This window comes from Elusimicrobium minutum Pei191 (assembly GCF_000020145.1).
Lineage (GTDB): Bacteria > Elusimicrobiota > Elusimicrobia > Elusimicrobiales > Elusimicrobiaceae > Elusimicrobium > Elusimicrobium minutum.
Genome location: NC_010644.1, coordinates 725,170 through 744,735, shown reverse-complemented (window position 1 = coordinate 744,735; position 19,566 = coordinate 725,170). Strand labels below are relative to the sequence as shown.

Here is a 19,566-nt window from a genome sequence, read left to right as displayed (position 1 = left end):
AACTCTTCCTAATTAACTATATAAAATGTATATGCGCCTGATTCCGGCATACTGCCTTTGGCCGGTTTTGTTGAAAGAGTTTTACAAACAACATCAGACTTTGTATCCCCCAAAGAGGCGTAACAATGTATTTCCCCAGGGTAATAACTACCTTGATCAAGCCTGAAAATAAGGCCATAGGTATATGGGGAAGTCCGTTCAATTTGAAATTTACCCTCAGACGCTAATGAAAACATACATTTATATTTATTAGGGCATTCATAAGATATATCCAACTCGTCTTCTGAAGAGGGATATGAACCTGTTGCCAAATAATACCTTTCCGCCGCATCTTTAACGGCTTTGCCCAAAATAAACATTTGTGACATTCTGGATTTTTCTACAGCTTTTTGGTATTGCGGCAGGGCTATGGCCGCCAATATTCCTATTATAAGCACAACTACCAAAAGCTCTATTAATGTAAAACCTTTCTTCATAAAAACTCCAAATATTGATATTTTTTATATTATTAAATTTTTACAGTGTTTTTTATGTTTTAATGATTAATATACGCTAAATAACAAAAAAAGACCCGCTCTTTCAAGCGGGCCTTTTTAATTAGTTAGCGGTTTTTTCTAAACGTCTTATTATTGTATCCTTTCGGAAACATTCAACAATATCGCCTTCCTTTATGGCTTTAAAGCCGTCAAGCAAGATGCCGCATTCATAACCTTTTTCAACTTCTTTCACGTCGTCTTTAAATCTCTTAAGACCGCCGATTCTGCCTTTGAACACCTGTTCGGTTCCGCGCAGCACTTTACATTCGCTGCCGCGTGTCATTTTGCCGTATTCTATAAAAGAACCCGCCACAATGCCGGAACTTAAGTTAAATACCTGGCGCACAAGCGCGCGTCCTGTAACAGTTTCGACCACGTCAGGCTCAAGAAGGCCTTCCATAGCCGCTTTTAAATCCTCAAGCAATTCAAAGATAATTTGGTAAAGGCGTATTTCAATGCCTTCCCTGTCGGCTTCGGCGCGGGCGGCGGATTCAACATCAACGTTAAAACCTATAACGATAGCGTTGCTGGCTTTCGCGAGCAGAATGTCGCTTTCATTAATATTACCGGCGGCTGAGTGTATAATTTTGACCTCAACCTCATCCGAAGGTATCCGGCCCAAAGTGTCTTTAATGGCTTCGATAGAACCCTGCACGTCGCCCTTAAGAACGATTTCGAGCTGTTTAATCTTATGTTGGTCAACCTCACTCTTTAAACTCATAAGAGATATATGTTTTTTATGGGCAAAGCTGTCCTCTTTTTGGGCTAATTTGCGTTTTTCCGCCAAATGTTTAGCCTCACGCTCGTTTTCAGCTATAAACAAAGATTCGCCTACATGGGGCGGCTCGCCGTTTATGCCTAAAATTTCAGCCGGCACGCTGGGCCCTATGGCCTGGTGTCTTATGCCGTTTTCGTCAATAAGCGCGCGGATTTTTCCTGCCGCTGTACCTACGATAAACGGATCTCCCACTTTTATTGTGCCTTTTTGCACAAGCACCGTAGCTACTACGCCGCGTTTATTATCCCTTTTACTTTCTAAGATAACACCCATACCCAACCTGTCAGGGTTGGCTTTAAGTTCAAGCATTTCGGCCTGAAGCGAAATCATGTCAAGAAGTTTGTCTATATTTATACGCTTTTTGGCTGAAATTTCAACATAAATGGTGTTGCCCTGCCATTCCTCGGGTATTAAACCGCGGTTAGCGAGTTCTTGCTTAACTTTGTCTGGGTTAGCGCCGGGCAGGTCAATTTTATTAACAGCCACAATGATAGGCGCGCCCGCCGCTTTGGCGTGGTCCATAGCTTCAATAGTTTGGGGCATTATGCCGTCCGTGGCGGAAACAACCAATATAACAATATCGGTAGCTTGCGCTCCGCGGGCGCGCATAGCCGTAAACGCTTCATGGCCGGGAGTATCTAAAAATGTGATATATCCGCGGCTTGTTTTAACTCTGTAAGCGCCTATATGCTGGGTAATAGCGCCGGTTTCGCCTTCAACTACATTAGATTTTCTTATAGCGTCAAGCAAACTTGTTTTACCATGGTCAACATGACCCATAATGGTAACAACAGGCGCTCTAGGCTTTAAATCCTCGGGCTTATCTTCTTCTTCCGCCGCCAAGCCTAAAGCTTCGTCGGCAAATTCTTCGGCCATATCGGCTTTAAAACCACATTCGGAAACAACCAGCTCAATAATATCTTTTTCCAAACGCTGGTTAATAGTGGCAAAAATGCCAAGTCCCATAAGTTTTTTAATAAAATCAGGGATTTTAATTTCCATTTTTTCCGCCAACTCTTTAACTGTTGGAGTGCCTACGATTTTAATAGTTTGTTCAGTTATTTTCGGTTCCTCTGTTTTAGGAGCTTCAACTTTAGGCTGCGGTTTGGGCTGAGGCTTTGGCTGTGGTTTAGACTGCTGCTTATGCTGGTGCTGCGGCGGCTTATTAAACCCATGCTGTGGTTTTTGGTGTTGGAAATTATTATGATGCTGCGGTTTTGGCTGCGCAGGCTGCTGTACGGGCTGCTGTTGCGGCCTGGACGCGTTAAAATTCTGCTGCGGTTTAGGTTCCGCTTTAGGCTGTGCAGGCTGCTGCGGCGCGGCGGGTTTTACATCAACCTTAGGCGCGGGAGCAGGAGCAGGAGCAGGCGCGGGCTTAATTTCCTGTTTAGGAAGAGGCGCCGGCGCCGGTTTTGGCGCAACTTTGGGAGCGGGCAAATCGAGCTGCTCCGGAATTTGTTTTACTTCCTGTTTTAAAGGTTCTTCTTTAACAGGTTCAGGCTGAACGGGTTTTATAACCTGGGAGGCGGGCGTAAAAAATGACACTCTTTTCCTTTCCGGTTCTTCTTCCTCAACTTCTTTTTTTACAGCCGGTTTTGCGGCTTTTTTTATAGGCTTTTTTACCGTTTTTTTAGACGTTTCTTTTTTATAGTCTTTAGGCGCGGCAGTTTTTTTAGCCGTAGTTTTTTTAGCCGCCGCCGCTTTCTTATTTTTGGAGGCCTCGTTATCGTCTTCTTTCTTAGTTGCCTTCTTGGTTGTCGTCATTTACTGCCTCCTCTTGCAAAACCTCTTCGCCTTGCGTTTCTAAATATTTTTTGGCCCCTTCAATAATTTTGGCCGCGCTCTTTTCCCCGATACCTTGCACGGTGGCAAGATGTTCAGGCTCAAGAGCGGCTATCTTTTCAACAGAAGAAAAGCCTGCTTTAACAAGTGTTTCGGCCGTTTTGGGCCCAATGCCTTCCACGGAAGCTAACAAGCTTTCAAGATTGTCAACGGTGGCCTGTCCCTCCTGGAGCTTTTGGGATTCGCTCTTTACTTCAAGTTCCCAGCCTGTAAGTTTGCTGGCTAATTTAATATTCTGCCAGTCTTTACCTATAGCTATGGCAAGCTGGTCGTCAGGTACAATGATAAGAGCTTTTTTCTCTTCGGCGCTTATTATTTTTACGGAGTTCGCTCTTGCCGGAGCTATTGAATTCATAATCATTGTTGTAACGTCTTCGCTGTAAGGAATAAGGTCAATACGTTCACCGCTGAGTTCATTCATAATAGCGCGTATTCTTATGCCCCTCATGCCTACGCAGGTGCCTATTGGGTCAACTTTATTATCATAGCTTCTGACAACCACTTTAGCTCTGAAGCCCGGGTCTCTTTGAATAGCTTTGATTTCAACAATGCCTTCGCCTATTTCGGGAACTTCAACTTTAAATAAGTCTTCTAAAAAAGCTGGGCTTGTACGCGATAAAATGACGTATGGCCCTCTTTGTCCTTTGTCCATTTTAAAAGCGGCGCTTTTGTATCTGCCCAAAACAGGATCTTCGCCGATTGTAAGCAAGTCCTGCTGGGATAAAACTTTTGTGATAATAGCTTTAATGCGCGATCCGTTAGAATACCTTTCCCTTTTAATCTGTTCGGAATAAGGTAAAATAGCTTCAACTTTGCCTAAATCAACAACAATATCCCTGTCGGAAAATCTGCGTACGGAGCCTGTAATAACTTCCCCCTCTCTGGGTTTAAATTCTTTATAAGTATTTTCCCTTTCAATACCTCTTACTTTTTGAATTAAAACCTGTTTGGCTATTTGCGCAGCTATACGGGAAAAATCCTCAACTTCCAAAACGTTTGTTATTGTGCCGCCTACTTCGGAGCGGTCATCCATAGCTTTGGCTTGCTCAAGTGAGATTTCCATTTCCGGGTTTGCTACAATTTCTACAATATTTAAAACCTGAAAGGCCTTAATGTCACCCTCTTCGGGGTTTATTTTCGCGCTTATTTGCGCTGTTTTACCTAAGTTTTTGCGAAGCGCCGACACAAGGGCGTCTTCTATTGTTTTAATAATATCGTCTCTTTTGATATTTTTTTCTCTTTCCAAGCTCTCTAGAGCCATCATTAATTCTTTGGGATTGCCTTCCATTGCTGTTTACCTCTCTGTATTTTTATAAATTTCTTTTAACATCTTTTAATGCTAAAACTCAAGAACGGGATCCAAATTGGCTTTTTTAATATCCTCGTACTTGAATTTAAACTGGGTGGTACCATCGTCAAGCGTCATTTCGGTTTCATTAGCGCCGGCTATTAAGCCCGTAAAGTTGGCGCGGTTTTCAATCATTTGTTTTAAAGTTATTTTGGCGCGCTGGCCTATAAATTTTTTAAAATGTTCCGGTTTTTTTAAAACGCGTTTTATGCCCGGGGAAGAAGCCTCCAAAATATAAGCGCCTTCAATAAGGTTTTCCATCTCTATAATACTGTCTATAAGGCGGGAGGCCTTTTCCACATCGTCAAGATTAATGCCCCCTTCTTTATCTACAAAAAATTGAAAAAGCTTTTTGCTGCCCTGGTTTTGCACAATAAGGTCCACAACTTCATACCCTTGGTTAGCAAGGCCGTCAGCCACAACGCTCTCTATTGCTTTTATATCTCTCATACAAGCTCCTTTGGCCGGATAGTTTGGCATTTAATCAAAGAGCGGCTTGGTAACCCAAGCCGCTCTTAAGCAAAATGTCTATATATTTATTTTAACATAAGGACGTAAAATTGTCAAATTTATTTGCCCGCAGCCTTTTCTAAAATTTCTTTTATAACTTTAGGCGCAACGGCGTTACTTTCCGAGCGGCCAAAACTGCCCGTATGCATACCCGCCAAATAAGGTTTGCCGGTAACAGGGTCCTCAATTATTAAAGGAGCGCCGCAAAAACCGTTTTTACCACCTGTAAAGTTAAAAGTGGTAATAAGTTCATTGCCATCATTTTTTAAAACATAACGGTTATCGCTGGCGTATAAATGCCCTCTTAAGTATCCCACGGTATATAATTTTTGAAGTTCTTCAATATTACCATTATAAACAGGCAGCGGTTTAAAATAAGCTCTCGCTTCGGGCGACAGTTTATACAAAAGTATATCTTCATTTATAAAATAATTTACAAATTCCGCAGTGTACATTTTTTTATCCGAGGTTTGCATTTGAAGGTTTTCCCTGTTCATATTAACAGTCGCGTGCGCTACCGTAATGGCGTAAACCTGGCCCTTATATTCAATAACCGTACCTGTTACACCGGTTGAAGGTACGTAGAAAAATGATTTTTTATACTTAATATCCTCGGCCGGTACAACCGAAGGTTGAAATCCGCGCGAGAAAGCGGGGTGATTATGTTTGGATCCTATAAAAAGCTTTGTCATAAAATATTTTACGGAATATATTTTTTCTCTTTCCTTGGCTGTCATGGGTTTATTTTGTAAATCCGCGATTATATTGTCATATTCCTCCCTATGGGCTAAGGTTACGTTTTCCCCGTTGCGCCTTCTTTGTAAAATATCATGAGTTTTTTCAAGAAGGGCGGCATCCTCGGCGCTTAAAGCATTGGCTTGAGTTTTTTGCGGTTTAACGGCAAGATTAGCCTGCTTAGCTTTTTGCACATTAGGTCCGTGAGCGGGGGCATCTTCATCATCGGAATTATTTTTACGGTTTTTTTTAGAAGAGGAATATTTTTCAGGTTGGAATTGGGAACTTACAAAAATGAAAAGTTCTTTTAACTTTTTTAAGCCCAGGCTGTAGTGGCGCTCATTGCCGTCTTCATCCTTATAAATTCCGCCGTAAACGCCCACAACCTCGCCCTGTTTGTTCAACAAAGGCGCGCCGGCAAAAAGTTTAACGTCTTTTTTATCAGCCGTAAAAGGGGTTGAGAAAAAGAAATTATTGCCTTTGCTTTCTTGGGTTATTATATTATCTACGGCATAGGTTTCGCCGTTATCTAAAAAGCCTAAAGAATAAAGAATGTCCCCCTCTTTAGCGGGCGAAGAGGCAAATTTTAAAGCATTTATTGAATTATCTTCCTGCATTATATCTAAAATAACTTTGTTGTTATAGTCAAAAGGGAAGCCCGGCCTGCCCATCTGCGCAGCGTTGTATCTTTCAATAAGTACACTCATTGAATAATGCTTTTTGTTATTTATATCGGTTATTTCATAAAAGTCCGAAAGTTTGGAAGAAAGAACAGCGTCGGCTATGCCGAAAGTTCTTCCTTTATGTGTTACTAAAAAACCGCTGCCGCCGCCCGGCATACGGAAAATGGATTGCGTATATTTCATGTCTTTTAAAGCCACGGAACGCGGGGATTCTGCTTCTTTAACGGCTTTAATAATATCTGACTCAACGGAAAAAACCAATTTCTTATAAGAGTTTCTAACGGACATCGCCATGTTCTTATAGGGCAGCGCGGTTTTGGCGGCGGCTAATCCTGATGTTTTTTCCAAATTAGAATAAAGTTTGCTTTTTTTAGTAACTTTTGAAAACGGAATTTTATATATGCCGCCGTCTGCTAAACTGATTTTATACCCAGCGTCTTTGCCTGTTTCTAAAAATTCAAGAAAATCACTTATAACAGACGCTTTAACAGCTATGCTGTTAAGCCCGTCGCTGTAAGAACCTTTGTGCAGGCCGGCTAATTTGCCGTCTTTAATTAGAGCGGAACCGCAATAACCCGTGGCATCTTTACCAAAAACAGGCGTTGTTATATATTTTGCTTCGTCCACGGCTAAAACTTTACGGTTTATTATTGGAAGCAAACGAAAGCCCCTTAAAAAACCTATGGAGTAAACTTCTTCATTCTCCAAAATGTTTTCAGCAGAAAGTTCTAAAGGAACGAACTTTTTAAGAGCGTCTCCGGAAAGTTCCAAAACAGATATGTCCGGGTAACCTGCTTTTAATGTTTTTGATTTGCCCGCGGCCACAACCCTTGCCTTAAACGCTTGTTTATCGGCAGAGACAATGTGAATGATTTTACTTAAACCGTCTTCAGTATGAGCCGCTATAAGACCGAAAATTTTGCCGTTATGCTTTACCACAACACCGGAAGCGCGTCTGTCCCCTATATAAAAAATTGATTCGCTGTACGGGGCATTATTTTTGTCAAGCACGATATGCTTATGGTTTGAAGGAAGAATCCTTGGCCTTGCCTCTCTGGGATTTACCATACGCTGGTATTTTTTTAAAACTTTCATCTTTAAATGTTTATATATTCTTGCCGTAAGTTTGCTGGCAAAAACAAACGGATTAGATGAGTAAGAAAGTTTAAGAGCGCGCTTTATTTTCAAACCCAGGGAAAGAGATTGGGTATTAACTTGTTCAATATCGCTTAAAGTAATAAATTTATCAACGGGAGTTGAAACCGGTTTTTGCAAAGCGTCCTTGGAAACAATTAAAAACTTTTGTTTATCGTTTTTTTTCAAGATGTTTTTGTCAATCGCAGATAAAACAGCTTGCATATTAACCGCGTAGCTGTAGCTTCTGTCATTAGAACTGCCGTTATGTATAGCGACAACTTCATATTCATTGGTGACTGGGTTTAAACGGAAAACAGGAGAACCGCAAAAACCGTTGCCCCTTACATGTTTTCCGTCCGAGTTTGTAAAGTTGTGTGTATAAACAAGGTTGTCTTTAGCTACATGCTTAACTATAATATTGTCAACGCCAAAAAATTTTTCGTCAATAACGCCTTCGCCTGCAAGGACTTCTCCTCTTCTAACCTTTTTTTCTGAAACTTTAAGAGGTTTGAAAGCCGTTAGCGCCTCTTGCGGTATTTCCAATAAAGTCCAGTCCTGCGTGCCTTCAACCACACTTGTTTCATAATATAACCTGCTATTGCCCGTTAATAATTTTTTAACGGTATAATTTTCCCCGTTAAAAGCGGAAATTATAAATTCCTCAGGGGTCAGATAAGCGCCATGCGCGGTTGTTAAGCCGTAAACTTTGCCATCGTATTCAAACACAAAGCCTGTAAGAGATGATTCAGACGCGTTAAAAGCGAATAAAGCATCTTTTATTTTTGAATCTTTATAAGAAATAACATTCGGTTTATGTTTAGCGGGAAACACTAAGAAATAAAGGGCTTTAAAGAAATTTGCCAACGCTTTTCCCGCCTTTTCTATAGAGTCAGGATTTAGACCGCCCATGCTAAGATAACCGCTGTTTCCATGCATAGGTCTGTTATTTTTTATAAAACTTAAATCAATATCTTCAAAGTAACTAAAATCAACACCGCGTTCTTCCAAATATTTCTGATTGGTTACAAGCTCTTCCTTAAGGCGCATAGCATACAATGGAAAATATGCTGCGCCTTCGTTGGATTTAAGATAATTTGTCACCCAGTTATATATGCCGACTTTATTTTTGAAATCCTTTAAAAGTTCCAAAGATATTGATTGTTTACGGCTCTTTCTTGTTGCAAAGGCGGTCATAATATTACTCTTCTTCATTTCGGGGACAAGAAGAACAACCGCGCCTATAAGTGCGGCGGCGGGCACTAAAAGGCCTGTCATCATAGAGCCGGAAACCGTGCTTACAGCACCCATTATAGGCGATATTACCGCGCCGCCAATAAGAGTAACACCTAAAACATTTGCTATCGAGTCATGCCATTTTTTACTATGGTTGTCCATGGTGGTGTTTTGCAATTGTGAGAAGAAACTACATGTTCCTACAACATTGATCATAACGCCTGTAAGACCAAGCAGGCTAAACCCGTTAAAGGCAAAAACCAAAAGTCCCGCACCGGCAAAACCGCCCGCTAATACGAGTACGTCATTTGAAGTTAAAACTTTTGTCTGTATAAGCTGTTTAATTTTGGTGCGGACCAAAATGGCCGGCATATAGTTAACAAGCATTGTTAATGCTAAAGAAAGTGTGCCACCGTCTAAAAACCTCTGTAAGAAAATAATGCCTGAATCTAACATTGTGTTTGCTTGGCCTGTTCCCGCCAGTTTTACTAAGGAGCCTTTAATAAGAGAGCTGGCCCCCGCTCTTGTAGCTATTTCAGACCCGGTAAATAACGAGGCCGCCCAAAAAACCCTTTGTATTGATTTTTGTGTTTTAAGAGTGTCCCAAATATGCTTTGCGCCTTGGAATCCCAAACCCGCTACGCTGCCTTTAGGTATTATTTTTAAATATGTCTGCCCTTGCATTTTTGCAATCTGTTCAGGCATGGTTTGGTCTTTAATATTTTTAAGTTTAGATTTGCGCAACATAGCTATTGTTACCGCAGTACCCGCAAGGAACATAGGGTAAGACATTGAAAAGTCCAAAAAGCCTATATCAAGCGCGTTTACTCCGGTAGCCAAAGCCACCGGCACAAGCAAAAATGCCATGGCGCCGAAAGAACGGAATAATTGCAAGCCCGCCATTCTGCTGCCCGCGATTTCCGTGGTTTCAGAATTTTCTTTTACTAAAGGATATGTAACGCTGCTTCCCCAACTGCCCGCCACGCCCGCTAATAATAAAGAAGATGCCATTATAGCCAATCTCCACGAAGCGGGCTCAAGACCTAAAGAAGCTTGCCCGTAAAATCCTGCGGCAACCATACCGACAAAAGAAAGGCCTGTTACCCCTAAAGCCACATTTAAAACTTTTACTTTGCCGTAAATCTTAATAAACGGATTTAAGAAAACATTAAACATGGCCGAGATATAGCTGAAAAACGGAATCATCTGCGCCAAATATTCGGGCAAATGCATAGAATGTTTAATATCGCCTATAACAGCGGTTGAAGGGTTTGAAGTAATTAACGCGGCGCTGTATAAAGGCAAAATTTTATTATAGTTGGCTTTAACGGTTAAGTCCATATAATCTTTTACGTCAACGCCTTCGGCGCTGCCAAAAATATCAGCCCAGCTTAAAGCAAATTCTTTGGGAAGCCTTACATAAAAATCTGTTATTGTTCTTACTTTTCCGTCTTCTGTCTGAGCGTATAAAACGCTGTTGTCATCAATAATAAGTTTTTCGTTGTTTCGCACCACAATATTATTATCAACTTCAAACGCAACGGGCAGTTTAACTAAAGATTCGCCCTGTTGGTGATATATGGGTCTTTCAGTTCTTTTTATATCGCGTTTAAGCAAAATCCATGTTTTACCTTCTCTTTCAAGTTTAATTCTTGTTTTATTTTCAGATTTCGCCACTTTATCAATAATTTTTTTTAAATTTTCAGACTGTGTTTTAATAAAAAAGAAATCAGGCGAGTATTCTTTAAACGAGCTTTTAAAATGTATCTTGCCTTTTTCGGTTACAACAACCTTTTCGCCTTTTTTAATATTTAAACTGCCGCTTACAGACATATTAACAGGCAGCTGAATTTCATTATCGCCAGCTTTGGAAAATAAGGCTACGTTTTTTGTATATCCGTTGGAGTTATCAAAAGCCGGTAAACCGTAAAAATCTTCTTCATCAGGCATTCTTGCGGGCGCGCTTATTTTAACAGTGCTAAAAACCTCATCAAAAGAAATCATAAGATTATCTTTAACATTAGCGGGCAAATCCGATTTGTTTACATTTGATATAAAAGAAGTTGTAAAAATATTTTCGTAAAGCCTGTTATTAAAATCCTTGGTTGAACCGTTAAAAACATTTTTAACTTTATTAAATATACCGGAAGTTTTTCTCTTGTTTTCAAAATATTTATTTACGGCTTCTTTTTCAATAACATTTGCTAACGAAGTTATTTCATCATGATAAGCGCCGTTAACACGCGTATTTTTGTAAATAGTTTTGGAAACAATCAATTCAACAGCTTCACTGTTTACTACGGTAGAGGTAATTGTTTTGGCCTTTGGCGCATTATCAATATTATCAAGCGCTGTTGAGGTTGCAACGTACGCTTCATTATTTAAATTGATAGTTCCGTAGGGCAAATTTTGACTGCTGTCAAAAAACAATTCGGTATATTTATCTTCTTCGCTTTTTCTTCTTTCTAAAACAAAAGGCGTTAGGGTTTCTTTTCTTAAAGAAATTATTACAGAATTGCTTTCAAAAATATCTGCGCCCGCTTGCGGTATTAAAAGTCCTAAACTGATTGCAAAAGCCGCCGCGCGGCGTCTTAACCCGATTGAATTATCCCACAATTTTTTAATACTTTGGCCTAAATTATTTAATAAAGCGGGGTTATTATCTTTGCCTATAAAGTTTTTGCCAAGACCTAATAACGGATCAGACATTAAAACATTATTATTATTTTGCTCTTTCTTTATTGTAAAATTTTCTTCAAATTTACCTTTGGCAACTTTGTTGCCAAATGACCATATTACCCAGGTAAGAAATGTAGGTATTAAGAAAGCAGTTTTTAAATCACCTATCACAAGGTATGATCCTACCACCGCCGAGGCTACAACACCTATCATGCTGCCTATTGTTGTAGAGCTTAGTATACCGGAAACCTGCACGGCGTACTTTTCCCTTACGTCGGTTACATAGGCCTGCACAACGGGTGATATAGTTGCAACGCCCCAGCCTGTTACAGCCATACCTAAAACATTTATGGGAAGGTACGGAACCTGCACCAAAAGTAAGCCCGCCAAAGAAAACATGGATGATTTTTTTACTATATTAGATATTATGCTGGGCGATTTATTACCCAACTTTTTACCTACAAAATATCTTGATACCATCATAGGCGCGGTAAACGCGCCCGTAGCTAAAGCTAACCCGTAAGTATATCCTACAGCGTCAAAAGCTATTAAGTTAAATTGAAATCCTACCGTAGACATAAGCCACATATGAGCGGCAAACGTGAAATAAGCGTTCTTTACAAGAGGGTCTTTCTTAAATAATTCCATAGCTGAAACTTTAGTTTTTACCGGCTCTGCTGAAGCATTAACCACGTTGCCTAAAGTCCTTGTATTTGTTTTCCATTTATTAAAAGCAATAAGCCCCATTATTGTTAAAACAGCATATGTAGGAAATAAGAAACTCCAATCAAACCCCATGCTTTTTGCTAAAGGAACAACTCCCGCACCTATAATACTTCCCACAACCTGTTTAACAAAACCGGCGTCGGCCACATTTGTTCTGTATCTGCCGACGCTTGAACTTGCCTGGAATAATGGCTTAGAAGCTACTTCTAAAGTGGTAATACCAAAACCCAACGCCAGCATTGAAACCCCTAAAGGAACAAGTTTCCAAATTTCCAAACTGTTTGGCAAATGGCCAAAAAAACCAAAGAACATAGGTAAAGTCATTGCCCCTAAAGAAATAGCAAGCCCCCAATTAACCATTTTTCTAAGACTGTTATTTAAGGTTTGTTTTGCTATCTTTACAGACATGAATGTAGGCACCGCGTAACCGACTGATTGTATTACGGCTCCCATATATCCTTCTACATTAAAAGCATCCACAACCAAGCTTGCCGTTGACGTGGCAAGCGCGCCAAACCCGGCTATTACAAATAAACCGAATAGTGGCGCCAATTTATTATTTACAAGACCTACGCCTTCATTAAGCTCTCTAGCAAAGTCTTTGTTTGCGGAAATTCTGCCATTTTCATTAAGAACCAAACTTGTGTTGATAAGAACTTTTTCAATTTGAGCGCCGCGTTTATTGCTTCTTATAATTAATTCGCCTTTAGCATTAACGTAAAGCATTTCATTTCTTTCGGAGTTAAGTTTAATTTTTTTATCTGTTTTTAAAGTAATAACTGCTTTTTCGCCTTTATCATAAACGCTTATTTTTACCTTATTTGCGCCGCTGCCTAAAGTAATATTACCCCTTATCCACATTCTCCCGGCGGTTGACGATAAGGTATCGGGCGCGGCAACCTGGGGCACAACAATATCTTCGGAACTGTCTATAACGGTTATTTTTGTAAATCTTTTTAAAAGAAGGTTAAATATTTTATTATTTGAAACATTTTTAACAGTTTTGGTATGCCCGGTTTTTTGAACGGTATTTACAACAATATTGTTCATTTCTCTTTGTGTTATTTCTCTTACGTTTTCTAAAGAGCGGCTTACGCCTGTTCCGCTTTCGGGAAAAGAAAGTGTTTGTCCGACTTCCTCCGCCCAACCTGTAAAAATCATTTCATCATGTTTATCTTCACTTCTTCTTTGGGCGGCAACAGCGGCAATTTCCTCATCTCTCCTTGAGGGAAGAATCATAGGATTTGTGGAATGCGGCATAGCAACGCCAAAAGTTAACACATAAATAAGCGCTTTGGTTAAATTTTTTCTCGAATTACTTTTAATTTTTTCAACGCCGGATTTTACAATGTCGACCGTTTTCTCGGCAATAAAACCCCAGTTACCGAAAGAAGCTAAAACATTAATACCTATTCTTTCCGTTGCGGGTTTAAAAAATCCGTTTTCCCTGATATTTGGCGCGGCTACAGGAAGAGCCTCTCTCCGTACGGCGGCAGCAGGTCTTACACCTAATACAGAAGGTATCTCATGATGCATCTGCGTACCGGGTTCAGCCGCTGTTCCTTCTAAGGCTTCTTGCGCGGGGGTTATTTTTTCTACTCTTTTGTTTATTATCCTGCTTACCGTCTCTTCTTTTCCTTCCCCGTTTACCCTCTTATAGCTCTCAACGTCTTGCTTATATTCATACCCATATTTATTTTTTATATAATCATCCGCAGCCTTCGCTATCGGCGTATTTGACAAACTCCATTCCCCTTTTTCGCCTTCTACATAACCCTGGTTGTTTACATGTATATTACTTATATACCCGGCTACCGCGCTGTTCTCTAAATCCGTCAGCTCTCTCCCTTCTTCCACCGCTCTATCCAACACCGCCTCTGCCCTCGTCATCTCCACAGCAGCCCACTGCTTCTTCATGCTCTCCGCCGTTATCCCTTCTTTCCCATACTCCCTTCTTATCTCCCTTCCTATCTTTAACTCTTCCGCAAGCATCGCTACAAAACCTATCCCGCTCATGTTTATCAACTCTTGCTTGATAAACTCCTTCGTGCTTACCTCTTTACTTACTGGCGCTCTTACCCCCACCAACTGCGCGTATACCCGCTCCAATGTTCCAGACGACGGCCCGCTGCCTCCCTCCGCCTCTGCCGGCCTTCCTATTATACTTCCTATCCCAAATAACTTTGCCGTATCACCTACTCGCTTTGCTCCAATCCCTCCCAACTTCGACGCCTTACCTATTCTCCCCGCTCTATCCAATCCCTTACTTACTCCCGATACAACCTCCGCGCTCCTCATTGCTTTGCTTACCTCGCCAGCCGCGATTACTCCCCTTATTAACTTTCCACCCTCTATCGTCCTTACTCCTACCCCCCCTGCTTCCGCCATCACGCTTATCTGCTTCCCTACATTACTTATATTCTTTACCGCGCTTCCAGCCTCCGTCATGCTCCCCATTGGCAACATTACCATCATACTGTATACCACAGCCTTGTTCTTCGCATGTACAAAACTATTCTTCGCCCTACCCATCACTCTGCCAATCCTGCCAACCCCACTTCCCGTTCCTCTCGCAGCAACAATAACCTTTTCACCCTCCACCACTCCACCCGCTACTTTATTCCCCTCCATAACTCTAAACGCACCGGTAACTTTACTCTCCAAACTTATTCCCTTCCCTCCCTCTATTATTCCTTTCCCCACAACAGGCCTCGCGCTAAACGTGCCTCCCCCTCCAGACCCGCCTACGCTTAAGCCCAAATCCTTTACCTTCGTCTCTACCTTCAACGTTCCCTCTAACACCGGACTTATCTTTAACTTCCCTCCTATCCGACCCTTCACTACCTTTAACTCTCCTCCCACACCCTCTAAACCAAATTCTATCACTCCCCCCTTTACCCCACCGCTAACCTTCTTTACCGCATTTACACGCTCCATCGCCGCCGCCTGCTCCGCTACCTTTACACTCCTTACCCCTCTTACCGAAACTTCCTTCCCAGCATTCCCTGCCCCCCTCAAACTCCTCCAACAGTTCTCTACGCTCCTAGGTACCCTAAACGTGCTCATACTCTTCGCCAGGTTTCCTATCAACGCTATCATCACAACTATATCTAATACATACGCTAATCTCTTCTCATTATAATACTCCCTCGCCCTCTTTAACTGGTCAGCGTTAAACCCTCCTATCTTCAATCCCACCGCTTCCTTTATCTTCCTGTCCGTTCCAGACGTCACATCCATATACGTCGTACCCGCTATCACCTTCCTTATCTCGTTAGCCCCTCCATCCCCTTCATACGCCCCACTACCCAATACTCCAACTATAAACGGCCAATGCAAATTCCGCTCTTCTCTTAATAATTTCCTTATCTCACGCTTTCCTCCAGCTCCCCCTAAATACGCCAAATCCTCCCCTATATCCGTAAATACATTCCTCATTGGCATCATTAAACACGCATCACTTCCCCTCTTTACCTCTACCTCCTGACACATCTTTATATCTCTAACACTAAAACCCCACTCCCTTGCCTTCTCCTCATCTATATACTCAAACCGCCTCGTCACTTCATTCAAATACAACGCCTTTTTACTCACATGATTATAATACCCGTCAACATACTCCGACGGCGTAAATACAGCCCCAAATTTGTCCCACGCCCACTTCACCGCGTTCCTAGGATACCCGCTCCTTACCGTTTCCCTTATCAATTCTCCTAACAATACAATCCCCTTTTCTCCGCTTAATATCAACCCGTGCGCCGCCCTGCTCATTATTACAGACGATACCCGCCCCTCACTCCAATACTCCTTCCCAAATTTGTATATCTCCTCCTCCCCTCCTCCTATCAACCCAAGCCCCGTCATCGCACTCGTTATATCTATACAACTCTTCTGCGCCTCCCCCAAACCCCTCACATACCCGTCCGTAATCCTGCTCTCACAAACTCCCTTACTCTTCTTTACATCCAATACCTCTTTATAATATGCCCTCATACTGCCCGCTGTCTTTCCCCCTAAATCTAATCGCCTCATCCCTACCAATACCTCCGTCACCAACGGCGCGTACCTTTCCTGTATTCCCCTCTTCGAATACAACAATATGTCCACCAATACCTTTAACATCGCTCCAGTAGCTTCATCTATATCCATCTCCAACTTCTTCCTGCTATCCTTTCTTATCAAATCATACCTTAACTCTATCACTCCCTTCCCTACCTTCCTCGAATCACTGTTCTGCAACGTCCTCTTATACGCACTGTATACCCTGTCCGCACTGTTTAATAAACCTCCCTCCTCTACACTCTCTCCTTCTACATCGTTCCCATATCCCAACCTAACACCCCCCTGCTCGGCAAAATACTCCAACGCTTTATAATAATCCTCTCCCATTACCTCATATACCCTCCTCTCACGACTCCCGCTCTCAATCGCTATCTTTACACGCTCTTCTTCATATACCCTCTCAACCCTCACACTCTCCACAGCAAAACTCTTCCCCCATACCTTCCCCAACTCCTCACTTATCTCTCGACCTATTAATCCTTTTACAGACTGGGGGCCGTTTGTAAGGCTTTTAGCATCGGTTATTACTGAAATAGAATTAACCGCTTTACGGGCGGCATTGTTATTTTGAAGATTAATTTTTTCGGATTGTTTTTTGGTTATTTTAAGTTGGGCATATGCTTCACTGGGAATAACACTGTGAAGTATTGTAATTATAAGAACACCGCTTATTATTTTTGTAAGTCTGTCGCCGAGATTCATAGCATTTCCCTATAAGGATATTTAGATGTTTTGTTTAACGCCCGCATCAGATCCTGCTTACATTTATTATTTTATATGTAATGCAAGACGTTAACATGAGCCTTTAGACCCAAAAAAAGCATATTTTGGGCCTATGTATATATAGGCCAAAAGACCCATATACACGTTCTGTAAAATAATTAGATACAAAAAACAAAAGGAAATCTTTTTTTGATTTAGAAACATAAAAAAAACACTTCTAAAAAGTAGAAGTGTTTTTGATATAAAGTTAAAATATTTTTCGGCAGCGGTTTTGTGAGTTAAAAAATGTGTTCTTGCAGGCTGCAAACACATATCCTGCAAAGCCCATATTATACCTCGAATTTTAGCAAGAAAAGACAAATACATCATTATCTCCGCACACAGATAAAGACACACCTAACAACTGCCGGCAACAGCATAACCCGCCCGACGTAAACTGCCTAATGAAAATTTGTAAAAACCCTTTTTTATAAGATTTTTTGAAAGTTTGCTGCAGTGTTAAAAACCCTTTTAACCCTCTAAGGTAATTTACCTTACTTATTTATTTTATTTTTTTTAAACAAAGAAATCAAGTCGTTAAATTTTCTCTTCTGAGCAATGCCAAACGGAGTTAAGCCCTCATTCGTTTTTATTGTAGGATCGGCCTTTAATAATAAAAGCTGGTCAACAGATTCAACCATATTATTATAGGAAGCCCAATAAAGCGCGGTTTCGCCCTTATTATTCTTAATATTTACATCTGCGCCCGCTTCAAGCAGCATTTTTAAAGCCGCCGGTTTTTTATAACGAGCAGCTCCTATCAGCGCGGTAGAACCGTCACCCACTACGGCGTTGACATCCGCCTTATAAGCAAGGAGCATGCGTAAAATAATATTTTCACCAAGACTGGCAGCCATATAAAGAGGCGTAAATCCCGATTTATTTCTTACATTAGGATTAATGGCGCTTTTAAGCATAGCCTCAACCCCCACGGGATTTTTTTTGGTAACAAAATAAAACAAATTTTCCGTACTTGCTCCGGCCACGGCGCCGCGGGCTATTAAATATTCAACCAAAGTTCTGTTTTTTGCTTCACTCGCAAATAAAAGAGGCGTTTGTCCGTAATTATTTACGGCGTTTAAGTTTGCTCCCGCTATCATAAGAAGTTCACTCATATATTCGTCATTATTTTTAAGAGCTATCATTAAAGCGGTGTCACCGGTATAGGGATTTGCTTTATTAGGTTCGGCCGTGGATTTGCCTAAATCAGCCCTACTGAAAAGAAACTGAACCATATCCATATCTTTCATATCTACCGCGGCCATCAAAAGAGTTACGCCTTTTGACCCCGGTAAATTAACGTTCTTAACTTCCTCACGTACTTTAGTGACAAAGGTGTCATAATCACCCTGTCTGATAATGGCAATGGTTTCGTCTATAACTTCGGATTGAGATTTAAGGTTTACCGTGATTTTGGATACTTCTGCTTTTTGGGGCTTTTTAATAGTTGAGCCAAAGTAATACGCCCCTAAAAAAAGAAAAGGAATTGCAACAATAAAAAGTAAAAAAACTATTACATTTTTCTGGAAAAAAGAAAAAAATTTATTTAAGAACTCGCTTATGTTTTCCATCCCCATATCCCCGGGACAAAATGCGTTTTTTACGCGATATGCCCATTATTTTTTTAAGTTTTCCAAAGCGTTTTTGGCGGCGTCTTGCTCGGCAAGTTTTTTATTTTTGCCCCTACCCCTGCCAAGTTCTTTTTTTAAACTTGACACAACTACCGTAAAAATTTTTTCATGCTCAGGCCCTACGGTTTGGATAACCTCATACTCTGGAACTGATTTATATTTTTTTTGCACTATTTCCTGCAAAGTGCTTTTGTAATCGGAAGAAACTTCAGTAAGGCTTTGCGTAGAAATCCATTTATTTATTATGTTTTTAACGCTTTCAAAACCGCCGTCTAAATATACTGCGCCCAACACCGCTTCCATGGCGTTTGATAAAATGCTTTCACGCGTTCTTCCACCGGTAGCGGCTTCGCCCGCTCCAAGGGCTAAATACGCCCCCAAATCAAGCTCACTTGCCCATAAGTAAAGATTATGGCGGGAAACCAACCCCGACTTAATTTTAGAAAGCACCCCCTCTTCAACCTCCGGATATTTGGAATATATATATTCCGCTGCGACCAATCCAAGGACGCTATCCCCAAGAAATTCCAGTCTTTCGTTATGCTTAACAGACCGTCGTTCTCCTGTAAAAGATTTGTGAGTGAGTGCTTCCCTAATTAATTCTTTATTTTTAAAAGAATAATCTAATACTTGTTCAATATCGTTTGACACAATATTTTATTTTTTCGCGTTTGCTTTGATGTGCTCAATAGCTTCGCCGACAGTTTTGATCTTTTCAGCTTTTTCGTCGGGAATTTCGATATCAAACTCCTCTTCTAAAGCCATAATAAGTTCAACAGTGTCAAGGGAATCCGCGCCAAGGTCGTTTACAAACTGAGCTTCGGGTTTAACCTGGTCAGCTTCTACACCTAACTGTTCCATAATGATATTTTTTACTCTTTCTTCAACATTTTCTACAGACATT

General features: G+C 41.0%; 8 protein-coding genes. All 8 read right to left on the bottom strand.

All coding sequences use genetic code 11. From position 1 onward, the window contains the following. Positions 1-8: 8 nt before the first annotated feature. Positions 9-476, bottom strand: a complete 468-nt coding sequence (locus EMIN_RS09435) for a type IV pilin protein (protein WP_012414838.1) — start codon at positions 474-476, stop codon at positions 9-11. A 121-nt stretch (positions 477-597) separates the two neighbouring features. After that, a complete protein-coding gene (gene infB, locus EMIN_RS03440; protein ID WP_012414837.1) occupies positions 598-3,078 on the bottom strand; it encodes a translation initiation factor IF-2 in 2,481 nt (826 codons plus the stop codon). Continuing rightward, positions 3,053-4,444, bottom strand: a complete 1,392-nt coding sequence (gene nusA / locus EMIN_RS03435) for a transcription termination/antitermination protein NusA (RefSeq protein ID WP_012414836.1) — start codon at positions 4,442-4,444, stop codon at positions 3,053-3,055. Before nusA ends, infB begins: the two co-directional genes overlap by 26 nt. A gap of 51 nt (positions 4,445-4,495) precedes the next feature. Further along, positions 4,496-4,954, bottom strand: coding sequence for a ribosome maturation factor RimP (locus EMIN_RS03430; RefSeq protein WP_012414835.1), 459 nt, complete (start codon positions 4,952-4,954; stop codon positions 4,496-4,498). A gap of 119 nt (positions 4,955-5,073) precedes the next feature. Continuing rightward, positions 5,074-16,971, bottom strand: a complete 11,898-nt coding sequence (locus tag EMIN_RS03425) for an MFS transporter (RefSeq protein ID WP_012414834.1) — start codon at positions 16,969-16,971, stop codon at positions 5,074-5,076. A gap of 554 nt (positions 16,972-17,525) precedes the next feature. Then, positions 17,526-18,602 carry an ankyrin repeat domain-containing protein gene (locus EMIN_RS03415; protein ID WP_012414832.1) on the bottom strand — a complete coding sequence of 359 codons (1,077 nt, stop codon included), beginning with the start codon at positions 18,600-18,602 and terminating at the stop codon, positions 17,526-17,528. A gap of 45 nt (positions 18,603-18,647) precedes the next feature. Continuing rightward, entirely contained in the window at positions 18,648-19,313 is a 666-nt protein-coding gene (gene rnc / locus EMIN_RS03410; protein WP_012414831.1) for a ribonuclease III, read from the bottom strand. 6 nt (positions 19,314-19,319) lie between these two features. Then, a complete protein-coding gene (gene acpP, locus EMIN_RS03405) occupies positions 19,320-19,565 on the bottom strand; it encodes an acyl carrier protein (protein WP_012414830.1) in 246 nt (81 codons plus the stop codon). Position 19,566 lies beyond the last annotated feature (1 nt).